Source organism: Planktothrix paucivesiculata PCC 9631, assembly GCF_900009265.2.
GTDB classification, from domain to species: Bacteria; Cyanobacteriota; Cyanobacteriia; order Cyanobacteriales; family Microcoleaceae; genus Planktothrix; species Planktothrix paucivesiculata.
Window position 1 is genome coordinate 150,603 of record NZ_LR735001.1, and the last position, 11,986, is coordinate 162,588.

At 42.1% G+C, this 11,986-nt stretch carries 11 protein-coding genes; 3 read left to right on the forward strand and 8 right to left on the reverse strand.

Annotation, left to right across the window (positions count from 1 at the left end):
* Positions 1 to 4: 4 nt before the first annotated feature.
* On the reverse strand, positions 5 to 1,540 hold the full coding sequence (locus PL9631_RS05015) for a ferredoxin--nitrite reductase (protein ID WP_083617661.1): 1,536 nt from the start codon (positions 1,538 to 1,540) through the stop codon (positions 5 to 7).
* Positions 1,541 to 1,981: 441 nt separating this feature from the next.
* Between PL9631_RS05015 and PL9631_RS05020 the strand changes: the two genes are divergently transcribed.
* Complete coding sequence (locus PL9631_RS05020) at positions 1,982 to 3,289, forward strand: cytosine deaminase (protein WP_083617663.1); 1,308 nt, start codon at positions 1,982 to 1,984, stop codon at positions 3,287 to 3,289.
* Positions 3,290 to 3,337: 48 nt separating this feature from the next.
* Here PL9631_RS05020 and PL9631_RS05025 read toward each other — a convergent pair whose 3' ends face one another.
* Complete coding sequence (locus tag PL9631_RS05025; protein WP_083617665.1) at positions 3,338 to 3,994, reverse strand: DUF2301 domain-containing membrane protein; 657 nt, start codon at positions 3,992 to 3,994, stop codon at positions 3,338 to 3,340.
* Positions 3,995 to 4,191: 197 nt separating this feature from the next.
* Here PL9631_RS05025 and PL9631_RS05030 point away from each other — a divergent pair, with 197 nt between their 5' ends.
* Positions 4,192 to 4,848, forward strand: coding sequence for a calcium-binding protein (locus PL9631_RS05030; RefSeq protein WP_083617667.1), 657 nt, complete (start codon positions 4,192 to 4,194; stop codon positions 4,846 to 4,848).
* Between the two features lie 63 nt (positions 4,849 to 4,911).
* Here the strand turns inward: PL9631_RS05030 and PL9631_RS05035 are convergent, their stop codons facing one another.
* The 6 genes from PL9631_RS05035 to PL9631_RS05060 form a co-directional block, all read right to left on the reverse strand.
* Positions 4,912 to 5,658: a DUF561 domain-containing protein gene (locus tag PL9631_RS05035; RefSeq protein ID WP_197046268.1), complete on the reverse strand. Its 747-nt coding sequence runs from the start codon at positions 5,656 to 5,658 to the stop codon at positions 4,912 to 4,914.
* A 125-nt stretch (positions 5,659 to 5,783) separates the two neighbouring features.
* Positions 5,784 to 6,593, reverse strand: a complete 810-nt coding sequence (locus tag PL9631_RS05040; protein WP_197046272.1) for a creatininase family protein — start codon at positions 6,591 to 6,593, stop codon at positions 5,784 to 5,786.
* A gap of 251 nt (positions 6,594 to 6,844) precedes the next feature.
* Positions 6,845 to 7,390 carry a DUF456 domain-containing protein gene (locus tag PL9631_RS05045; RefSeq protein WP_083617671.1) on the reverse strand — a complete coding sequence of 182 codons (546 nt, stop codon included), beginning with the start codon at positions 7,388 to 7,390 and terminating at the stop codon, positions 6,845 to 6,847.
* Between the two features lie 4 nt (positions 7,391 to 7,394).
* Positions 7,395 to 8,252 carry a M48 family metalloprotease gene (locus tag PL9631_RS05050; RefSeq protein WP_083617673.1) on the reverse strand — a complete coding sequence of 286 codons (858 nt, stop codon included), beginning with the start codon at positions 8,250 to 8,252 and terminating at the stop codon, positions 7,395 to 7,397.
* Positions 8,253 to 8,508: 256 nt separating this feature from the next.
* Entirely contained in the window at positions 8,509 to 9,474 is a 966-nt protein-coding gene (locus PL9631_RS05055; RefSeq protein WP_083617675.1) for a heme o synthase, read from the reverse strand.
* A 79-nt stretch (positions 9,475 to 9,553) separates the two neighbouring features.
* On the reverse strand, positions 9,554 to 10,480 hold the full coding sequence (locus PL9631_RS05060) for a COX15/CtaA family protein (RefSeq protein WP_083617677.1): 927 nt from the start codon (positions 10,478 to 10,480) through the stop codon (positions 9,554 to 9,556).
* A 362-nt stretch (positions 10,481 to 10,842) separates the two neighbouring features.
* Between PL9631_RS05060 and PL9631_RS05065 the strand changes: the two genes are divergently transcribed.
* The gene (locus PL9631_RS05065) at positions 10,843 to 11,823 is read left to right on the forward strand and encodes a cytochrome c oxidase subunit II (RefSeq protein ID WP_083617679.1); all 981 of its coding nucleotides are present in this window, start codon (positions 10,843 to 10,845) and stop codon (positions 11,821 to 11,823) included.
* The last annotated feature ends 163 nt before the right edge of the window (positions 11,824 to 11,986 follow it).

An 11,986-nucleotide genomic window follows, 5' to 3' on the forward strand; every position in this document is an offset into this window, starting at 1 on the left:
TTAATTATTCTTTGACTCGAGCACCAAATTGTTCGACTAAAATTTGTCGCAAAACGGGCTTGAGATCCTCGCAGGGAATGGATTTTTGGACACATTCACCCAGTTGGGCATCTTTACCGACTTTTCCGCCCATATAGAGGTTCACCCCTTCAACGGTTTTGCCGTCTTTGCGGGCTTTGGTTCCCATTAATCCAATGTCGGCTACTTGGGGTTGTCCGCAGGAGTTGGGGCAGCCTGTCCAATGAATTCTGACGGTTTTTTCGACGGTTAATTCCGCTTCTAATTCCTTAACTAATTCGACAGCCTGATTTTTAGTTTCTACCAAAGCAAAGTTACAAAATTGTGCGCCCGTACAGGAAACTAATCCTCGACTTAAGGCAGAGGGATTAACGGAGAATTTTTCCAAAATCGGTTCGGTTAAAAAGGCTTCTAACCGACTATCGGAAATATTGGGAATAATCACATTTTGTTCAACGGTTAAGCGAATTTCTCCACTCCCATAAACTTCAGCAATGCGGGATAATTCTAACATATCGTTAGCAGATAACCGGCCAACGGGAATATTTAATCCCACATAGTTTAATCCGGGTTGTTTCTGTTGATAAATTCCCAAATGATCCCGTTTTTCCCAAAGAATTTCGTCTTTTTCCGCTTCAGATTCTAAAGCATAACCGATTTGTTTTTCGACTTCAGAACGAAACTTCTCAATGCCCCATTCATCGATTAACCACATTAACCGAGTTTTTTGGCGAACTCCCCTAGGCCCATGGTCTCGAAAGACTTCTAAAATCCCTCGACAAATATCGACAACTTGCTCGGGTTTTGCCCAAACATTCAGGGGAATGGCGGCTTCACAACGGGTTGCAGAAAAGAATCCTCCAACTAACACATTGAAGCCAAAAGTTTCCTGTTTAAATGCCGGAATAAAGGCAATATCATTGATTTCGGCGTGAATAGAATTATCCCGACATCCGCCAATGGCAATGTTGAATTTTCGGGGTAAATTACTAAACTCTGGATTTCCTTTTCCTTTATTGGTAATTAGGTCTTGAACCTGTTGCACTAACTCCCGGGTATCATAGAGTTCATCGGCATCTAACCCCGCAACCGGTGAACCTGTGATATTACGGACGTTATCCATTCCCGACTGAATACTTGTGAGTCCAACGGTTTCAAACCGCCGAAAAATATCGCTGAGATCCTCAATCCGAATTCCTCTTAACTGAAGGTTCTGTCTTGTGGTAATATCAGCACTACCGTCATCACCATAGCGTTGCACGATTTCCCCCAAAACCCACATCTGCTCACTGGTGATCACCCCATTTGGTAAACGCAACCGCATCATGAATTTACCTGGAGTCACGGGACGGAAAAACACCCCGAGCCATTTTAGGCGATGGTCTCGGTCGGTTTCGTCCATGGCTTCCCAACCCAATTGGGCGAAGGTTTCTAGTTCATCTTTAACCGCTAAACCATCTTTTTCGGCCTTGAGTTTCTCAAATTTGTTTGTGGCTGTTTTTTGCGGGACTGTGCTGGTCATAGCGGATTCCTCAGTGTTGCTATGTCTCGAATTTGGATCAAATTTGGCCAAACATTAACAGGTCTGTGGGACACAAACCGTATCACGGGAGACTCAAATCTAAAATCAGAGTATTAATCTCTTTTGTTTGAACTTAGAGGCTCTCGACCTCAACCCAAAGGTTAAGCAATGTGAATAAGTTAGACCCCTATACCCGATGCAATCGTAGCTAATGTTACAAAACTTAAAGTTTCATGAAGATTTTGCATTGTTGTCATACATTTTTTACATAACCTGAAATTTTTAGATTGTTTTTAGGTTTGGGCCGATGGTCAGGCTTCATTTGGCCATAGCCTTACAGTTAGGACGCTTCTAAATCCAGCAAACTATTCCCTGTTCCCTGTTCCCTGTTCCCTGTTCCCTAGTCCATAGACAAAGATGTTTTAACTACTAAAATTAATTATGATTCCAAATACTTCTTGTTACTGGCTGAAAAATGTTCGCGTTCCGGTTTGTGTACTGACCGATGTTGATGGGGCGATCGCAGCTTCAGCTAATACGGATGGTATGGCTTTAGTTGATATTAAAATCACCTCGGGAATCATTAATCAGATTGCTATTGCCGAATCTATTGAGTTAGAAAATATCCCCACGGTGGATTTACAGGGGAAACAAATTTGGCCCTGTTTTGTAGATGTTCATACTCATTTAGATAAGGGTCATATTTGGGAGCGATCGCCGAATATTAAAGGAACCTTTGAAGACGCTTTAACTGCCACTTTTAAAGATGAAGAAACCTGGACTACCGAAGATATTTACCGACGAATGGAATTTGGCTTAAAGTGTAGTTATGTCCATGGAACCAAAGCGATTAGAACCCATTTAGATTCGGCAGGAAGATTGATAGATATAAACTGGGATGTTTTTAACACATTAAAAAAGGAATGGCAAGATCGCTTAATTTTGCAAGGTGTTTCCTTAGCTACCTTAGACTATTATTTAACGGCGGAAGGTGAAAAATTAGTTAATAAAGTAGTAGATTCAGGGGGAATTTTGGGTAGCGTTGCTTATATTAATCCTGATTTAGATCAACAAATTGAGCGAATTTTTGCTATTGCTAAAGACCGCAGTTTGAACCTAGATTTCCATGTCGATGAAAATGGAGAAGCCGAATCAATTTGTTTATCTAAAATTGCCGAAGCCGCGTTAAAATATCAATTTCAGGGGAAAATTATTTGCGGACATTGTTGTAGTTTAGCCGTACAACCGGAGGATATTGTTCAAAAAACCCTAGAATTAGTTAAAGCTGCCAACATTGGAATTGTGAGTTTACCGATGTGTAATCTCTATTTACAAGATCGTCAATATGATCAATCTCAACATCCAAAAACCCCCCGTTGGCGAGGAACAACCTTAGTTCATGAATTGAAACAAGCGGGGATTTCCGTGGCTTTTGCTAGTGATAATTGTCGTGATCCGTTTTATGGTTTTGGCGACCATGATGGGTTAGAAGTCTTTAAAATGGCGGTGAGAATTTGCCATTTAGATAGACCTTTCCAAGATTGGTTATCGACTGTCACAACCATCCCGGCGGATTTTATGGGTTTACCCGATACCGGACGCCTTGGCGTAGGACTTCCGGCGGATTTTATTATTTTTCAAGGAAGGTATTTAAGTGAAATTTTATCCCGGTGTCAGAGCGATCGGATTGTAATTAGAAACGGTAAAATATTGGAAGAAAAATTACCTGATTATGCGGAATTAGATTAGCTATATTAAATTAAAAACCCGGTTTCTTCAAGAAACCAGGTTTTTGTATTAAGCTAACTGTTGATTCTTCAAATAATCAAAAACGCTTTTATCTCCAATATCTCCGGGAATTCCTTGGAATATTTTCCGACCTGCAAAAATAATAAATTGAATCGCCCAAAATGCCAGGAAAATTTTCTGAGCATCAACTGACCAAAAATCAGCCATAAATCCTAATAACAAAATCGGAACTAAAGGAGTTAGGAGTTTGGTTTCCATGCGATTAAAACAGAAGGCTTCTTTAAAATAAATTCCGGTTAACGCCACAAAGGTAAATCCCACTCCAAATAAGCTATAGGGGTTGTGATAAATAGTTAATGCTAAGGGTTCAGGATCGACCAGAGCAAAAACTACCGAAGCAATTCCACCAATTAACCAAAACAGTTGCAGAAGTTGGTGTAACTGAATCAGATAAATATGAATGGTGAATAAACTCACCCCTAAACCCAACCAAAAACAGAAGTAGAGGGGAGTTAATGCGGGTAGAACCCCGGGGTTATTGATTTGGAACAACACTAATCCGGCGGCGAGGGTGAAGCACAGGGCTGCTATAATTAAGCCCGTGCGGTAAATAATCACACTTTGGCGATCGCTATCATTAATTGTATAATTGCCAAATTGTCCTTGATAAATAACGGGTATGGAAGGCGGTTGTGTTTGTACCATGATTTTCTCTCCTGAAGAATGTTAAAAATACCTGTAGCACGATATACTAAATTCTACTCCCTTCCCCATGGAAAAATCTTAAGGTTGAAATGGCTAGAAGCGTAAATTTTGACGTCTCTACAATTATAAACCTTAAAAAAGATTAATTAAAATCAACTAGGGTTGAGACGAATAACTACTGTGCTTGGTGTAACAGAATGCCTAAACTATATCAAAACAAAAACAAAAAAAAAATCCAGCCCCCCGGAGATGATTTGAAACCGATTCAAATTGATGAAACCATTGTATCGGGTTTAGTGAATAAACAAAGAAATAGGCTGGACTCCTCCGACCCCAGGATGATTCTAAAAAGTATGATCGAACAAATGGAATCCTTAGGATTAATTAATCAAAATTTCTTTGATGTGGGAGATGATGATGAGGATGAGGATGAGGAGTTTGATGTTGAAGAATTTGAAGAAAGAGTCAAGAAAATTTTAGGAAACAATAGAATCAAGGTAAATCCAAAAACTTTAAATAAATATTTTAAGTATTTGAAAGAAAATCTGGAATTACCTTGTTATTTAAGTGGCTCGGAGGAGTTTTTCTGGGAAGAAGAATATCTTTATGGGCCCGGAAAAATCAAGGAATATGAAGAACTTAAAAAAACAAATCCTTCCTACACCGATATTTTTATATTAGAAAATTTCCAGCCTAAATTTGATGAAATGGATGGAATTATGGTGGATGTTAAACGAGCCAGCGACAATCGAAAATTTACCCTTCCTTTAGCAGAATTAGAAGTATCGGATGAAAACTCCCCAAACTATAGCCTTATCGAAGATTATTTAGTCTGGTTTCTAACTTATTCATAGTTCTTATTTCTAAATTTTGTAGAGACGGAAACTTTTACGTCTCTACAATTGATTCAAAAAATATTAAGCGTAAACTCGGTTAGATTTAACCGTGGCTAAGGCTTCCACTAAGCTCCGAACTACCGCCATCATCGCCACTTCGTTATCAAGGCGGTTAATAGCCGAACCCACGCCAACGCCTGCGGCTCCGGCGGCAATTGCCATGGGAGCGGTAATATTAGAAATACCTGAAGCGCATAACACGGGGACGGACACGGCGCGAGAAATTTCCGAGGCGGCGGCTAAGGTGGGGGCTGCTTTTTCAATTAGTCCCAATGTTCCGCCATGAACTGGGGAAGAACTGGTTCCGCCTTCGGTTTGGATGATATCTGCACCCGCTTTGACCAGTTCCAGGGCGAGTTCAACCTGTTGGTCGAGTTCGAGGATATGGGGAACCGTGACCGATAGGGTAATATGGGGCAGCAGGGCGCGGGTTTCGTGGGTCAGTTGCAGGACTTCCGCCGCTTCAAAACGCCGTCCTTGAGTATAGAAGGCATCAAAGTTACCAATTTCAATCAGGTCTACACCCGCTTCTACGCAGGTCACAAATTTTTCCGGTTCTACCGCAGAAACACAGATGGGGAGATGGGTTAATTCGCGGACAATCTGCACTAAGTTGGGGTCGGCGGCAATATCCACAAAGGTTGCGCCTCCTTGGGTTGCGGCTTTGACCACGGAAGCGACCCGCCCAACGTTGAAGTTGGTTAAACCACTAATCACTTTTAGGGCGTTACCTTGGTTGAAGGCTCGTTGTAAGGATGAATTCATCATAATTTTAGTATTGATGTAGTGAGGCGTTCACGCCCCTAGCTATCTTAGTTAAAAACATTCTGCCATAAGTTATGACATTCGGGTGATCGTCAGCCTAAAAATTATTTTTTGCCCAGAATTTTTGATTAATCCTTAAATCTTTGGGGTTGTTGAAATTTATATAAATCCTCAATTACTTGCACCCAACTATTAACTAAAGAGGCTAAAATTTGATCGCCTTTTTCTTTAGTTGCCACCGTTGCATCCCCTAAAACACCACTTTGGGTTAAATCTTTTGTCACCCAAGCAAAGGGTAAGTTTCCCTCCATACTTAATAAACTATTTTCGGGTAAATAATGGGGATATTCACAAACCGCTTGTTCCATTTTTACCTGTTCTGGAAGTAGGGACAACATTAAACTGGTTTCCGCATCTCCGGCGTGAATTCCTAGTTCTAATTCTTTTGCGGTTAAGAGTTCCGCAGCAACGTTAGGAACTCGCCAAACAAATAGGGGAAATACGGAAAAATCCTGATATTTTTGATGTAAGTCTCGCGCTACCAGTTCTAAAATTTGCGGTTGTCCGCCATGACCATTAATAAAGGCTAATTTTCTAAACCCAGCCCGATAAAGACTTTCTCCTAATTCCATTAATACCGCCGTTAAGGTTTGGGAATTTAAGGTTATTGTGCCGGGAAAATGCCAATGTTCGTTAGATTTTCCATAATAAATTGTGGGCAAAGCATAGGCTGGAATATTATCATTAATTTGGGCTAAAGAATGACCGGTGATGGCCGTTGCGATCGCTGCATCAACTATTAAGGGTAAATGGGGGCCATGTTGTTCAATGGAGCCCATCGGTTGTAAAATAACTACATTATTTTTATCGGGCATTGATTCAATTTCTTTCCAGGTTAAATAGGGAAAAAAACGTTCAGGTGGAATAAAATTATGGATCATGGGTTCAATTTTATTAAGTAGTTGCACAAAATAAATTACCTAGTTGGGAGAGGGAACAGGGAACAGGGTAGAGGATTTGTAATTAATTTTGTTTAGGTACTTATCAAGATATTTAAGTTGTGTTCAAAATTATTGAGCAAAAGGGAACACCGGAAGCATCGGGGAGCAACGGGAGTAAACTATTTATATTACCCATTCGTAATTCGTAATTCGTAATTCGTAATTACCCACTCCCCATTACCTACTATTTAAGGTTGTAATGTGGAAACCAACGGCCAAGTCTTAATAATAAAAATACCAACGGCAACAATTCCTAAGACCAATTCAATCACATTGCCTAAAACTGAACCGATAAAAACCCCAATACTAGCCTTGAAAGCTGGCTTGATTCGTTCCGTTAATTTAACATCCCTTTGATAAAGTAATTCCCCAATAAAAGCCCCCAAAATCGGCCCAATTAAAACCCCTAATAACGGCCCTCCAAAGGGTAAAGCGGGTAAAAGTCCAAATACTCCGACGACCAATCCAATAATGGCTCCAAACTGCGCCCACTTACTCGCCCCAAACTGTTGTAATCCCAAAATTGTCGCTAAATAGACAATCACCATACTCACAATTAAAATCGAGATTACCACAATCATCGGCGTCACAATTCCCGTGAATTTTGTGGCAATTCCCCAAACTAAAATCGCACCTAAAATTAAACTGGTTCCGGGTAATAAAGGAACAACAATCCCAATAATCCCCACCATCATCAAAGCAATCACAATCCAATATAAAATCCAATAGTTCATGGGGTTAATTTTCTGAGTTGTTAGTGAGAACCGCTTGGGCAAAGCGCTCTTGTCCTTCTTCCAAATTCGCCGGAATCCCCTGCGGATAAGTTTCAGTAATTATAGCCTGTAGGAGTTCTACCCTGTTGCCCGGATTAGGATGGGTACTGAGAAATTCTGGTGGAGCTCCCCCCGAATTAGCAGACCCTAAAATCTGCATGAGTTCTACTAAACCCTTGGGACTGTAACCTGCTTTGGTCATGAATTCAAACCCCAAGCGATCGCTTTCTAATTCATCTGCACGACCATACTTAAGATTCACTAATTGATTCGCCGCTTGAGCTAAAATCGCTGCTTGTTGAGCATTCCGGGGGTCATCACTGGCTGTAATTCCCACCGCATTAACTAAAGCCGATCCTAACCGTTGTCTAGCCAAATGTTCTGAACCATGGCGGCCAATCACATGACCGATTTCATGTCCTAAAACCCCCGCTAGTTGAGCTTCGGACTTGAGACGATTAAATAAAGCCATGGTCACAAATATTTGTCCCCCGGGTAATGCAAAGGCATTAACGGTTTTAGGATCACGCAACAGGTGAAAATCAAAGGGATAGGAAGATTGGGCTGCGGCTGATTTCTTTACAACCCGCAATCCTACTTCATCAATATAATTTTGTAATCTGGAATTGGGATCTAAACCTCCATACTGTTGCGCTAGTTGTCCCCGGGATTTGAGTCCTAAAACAATTTCTTGACTAGGAGACAGACTCACACGCTGGACTTCCCCGGTGATCGGATTTTTTTCAACATTGGTGCAATAACTGATTAATCCAAATAGGGCAAATACAAGTCCAATCAACATCCTGAATAAAAATTTTTGCACAGCAAATATCCCAATACTTGCCTTTGATAATAGCAAATTTTTTTAAAATCTGATTGTCTTTAAATAATTCTGAAGTATAGATAAAATCTTCATATTTATTGTTTTTTTATATCAAAAGATAGATTCTATTTTAGAATTTTTAATTTAGAATAGTTGCCCGTTTTATCAATACTTTTTCTAAGCCGTGTTGGGTTGGGTGGATGACATCAGAATTTAAGTTGTCTTTCTGGTGTCACCCACTCTAAAAATGTTGAGTTTATAGCAATCCCAGGGGCAAAGATTGACTCAATGCCATCACCATGTCATTCGTAACGGGTAAACTATCTACAACCATTGCCAAACACAATAGCATTAAATAAAAAATGGAATATTTAAACAGCGATCGCGCTACATCTCTTTCTGAGGGAGATTGTAATAATTCCCAAGCTTTCTGTAGGAAAATCCCCCCTAAAATTAAAGCGATCGCGGCATAAACAAAACCACTGGTATGCAAAGGATAAACTAACAATAGGGTTGAGGGAACCATAATTAAGCTATAAATCCAGATTTGTTTGGCTGTAACTTCATCCCCTTCAATTACAGGTAACATCGGAACCCCAACTTCCTGATATTCATCTCGGATCATCATGGCTAAAGCCCAAAAATGAGGCGGTGTCCAGAGGAAAATGATTGTAAATAATAGCCAAGCTGACCAACTTAAATCCCCGGTAACTGCCGCCCATCCCACTAAAGGAGGAATCGCTCCAGCGGCGCCACCAATCACGATATTTTGGACGCTATGACGTTTTAACCAATGGGTATAGATCAGGACATAAAAAACAATTCCCGATAGGGCGAGACAGGCCGTTAATAAGTTAGCAAAAACCGTTAGTAAGGTAAAAGAAGTAATAGCAAGAGCGATCGCAAAAATTAGGGCATCCATGGGTTTAACTCGACCCGAAGGAATCGGCCGCCAACGAGTCCGCTCCATAATGTAATCAATATCTCGGTCATACAAACAGTTAATCGTATTAGCAGAACCCGACGCTAAAGCACCCCCAGTTAATGTTACTAATAACAATAGGGGATCAACTTCTCCTTTTGATGCTAACCACATTCCGGCGGAGGTAGTAATTAATAACAACAGAATAATTCTAGGCTTGGTCAGTTGATAATAACTTTGAAGCACTTGTAAAATATTCTCGTGGTGTCGGGAGACCTGGGTTTGAATCACTTCTTGCATGAATTATGACCTAAATTGTTCACTAAAAACTAAAAACTGATGACTGGTGGAAAGTAGAAAGACGGGCCATGGCTCGTCTCTACACTGATAACTGACGATCGCGTAGGGCGAGAATACTAAAACAAACTAAAGTTCCCAGAAGTGTAGCACCCATCGCTTGATGAGCAACCGTCAGGGGTTCCACCTGTAACCGCATTTTATAGGTGGCGACCCCCAAAAGAATTTGAGCCACTAAACAAAATCCGGCGATATTTCCCAAAGTTCTCAGTTTAGGATGTAAGGCAGAAGTTCGCCAAACCCCGATCATCAGGGTGAGGGTGGCCAGGGTGGGGGGAACGACTCCGAAAATATGACTATTCATCACCGTACAGAGTTGGGAAGTTCCCAAACATTGATGTAAAGCCCATTGAGAACCCACTAAGGCCCCTAAAATGCTTTGTAAATAGACTAAAATTGCTGCGGTAAGACTGATTCCCGGTAGCTTGCCCACGGTTCCCGCGCCTTGATAGGGTAACAGCAAACAACCGATAATTAGCAGAGTGGTGAAAAATAGTAAAGCGGTTCCCAAATGGGCGGTAACAATATCAAACCGCAGGAGTTGGGTCACCGTCAGTCCTCCTAAAACCCCTTGAAACAGAATTAAAGCCAGGGCAAATAGGGCAGCCCAAGGTAACCATTTAGGTAAGTGCTGTCGATCCCACCAGGATAATCCCACGAGGGCGATCGCACCCAGTCCGATCCCAGCCGCATCCAAACGGTGAAACCATTCCAAGAAGACTTGTAGATTCATTTGGGCGGTGGGAACTAACTGCCCGTAACACAGGGGCCAGTCGGGACAGGCTAATCCAGCATTCATCACTCGGGTTGCACTCCCAACGGCCATCAAGAGTAAGGTAGCAATACTCAGTTTCCAGACCAGACGGCGGATTCTATCCTGGGCCTTAGAGCCGTTCTGTTGGGTCTGGGGGGTGGATAAACTGGCATCATGAAGGACAGTATTGGTCATGGGTTCTACCGATTTCACTTGACTAATGCTAATTGAAACATGATGGTTAATTCTACCTATCTAAGTCAAAAATGCGGTATGCAGATGAACAGACTTAAGATAAGTTTTTCGATTTGGGGGGTGCGCTCGGGGTTGACCGTTGACCCGACAGCCAAATTCTAAAGAAAATCTGTGAATATCAACCCAGATCGTTCCAGAGTTTTGTGATCTGTTTTACCGTAGAAGCGGGATTTTAGATAGACAATCAACCCTGATGTTCAGGTTTCTCAACCAGCCATTAAGATTAAACAAGCGCGTATGTGTATAGCAGTATCTTCCCATCCGATATCGGTGTTGGGGATGGTCAATAAGGAGGAATCAACGTGAAAATTCCGAGTTCAATTTTGACCCTACTGGTGGGGATCGGGATTACTCTCGTATCTCTCTGGTATGGTCAAAACCACAATTTATTACCCGTGGCTGCCACCGAACAAGCGGCACAAGTCGATGGTCTATTTGATATTATGATGACCATTAGCTTCGGCCTAGTGCTTCTGGTAGAAGGAGTGCTGGTGGTCGCGGCGATTAAATTTCGTCGTCGCCCCGATGACAACACCGACGCGGCCCCGATTCACGGGAATATTCCCCTAGAAATCGTCTGGACAGCGATTCCGGCGGTGATCGTTTTGGGAATTGGTATTTATAGTTTTGAAATCTATAACAATATGGGGGGACTTGATCCGATGGCATCGGGTCAACATTCCATGCACGCCCACGGCAAAATGAATGGAGCAGCGATCGCAGCCCCCTTAATCGACGGTCAAAATCCCCCAGAACTCACCCAAATTGCCTTGGGAATTGGGGCATCTCCCAGCCAAGAAGGGAAAGCCGCGGCCGTGAATGTGGATGTTACCGGGTTACAGTTTGCCTGGATTTTTAATTACAAAGAAACAGGCATTAACGCCGGGGAACTTCATGTTCCCGTGGGTCAGGAAGTGCAGTTAAATATGAGTGCCCAAGATGTGATCCATGCCTTCTGGATTCCCCAATTGCGGTTAAAGCAAGATACAATCCCGGGTCGGATCACAGAACTTCGGTTTACCCCAAGCTTGCTCGGAACCTATCCGATTGTCTGCGCCGAATTGTGTGGAAGCTATCATGGGGCGATGCGATCGCAAATGGTGGTGGAGACTCCAGAGGATTATCAAGCCTGGGTAGCAGAAAATCTAGTGGCGAGTAACCCTGACCTGCAAAAAGCCGTCGCGCTTAATCCCGCAGAACTCAGCGAGGGCGAATTCTTAGCGCCTTATGCCAACGAAATGGGCGTCAATTCTGATGTGATTACCCAAATTCATCACCACTAAAAATGGGTAATGGGTAATGGGTAATGGGTAATGGGTAAATAGGTAATGGGTAATAGGTAATAGGTAATAGGTAATAGGTTATGGGTTATGGGTTATGGGTTATAGAAAGAGTTTACTCCCCCTGCTCCCCCCTGCCTCCCCTGCTCCCCCTGCCTCCCCTGCC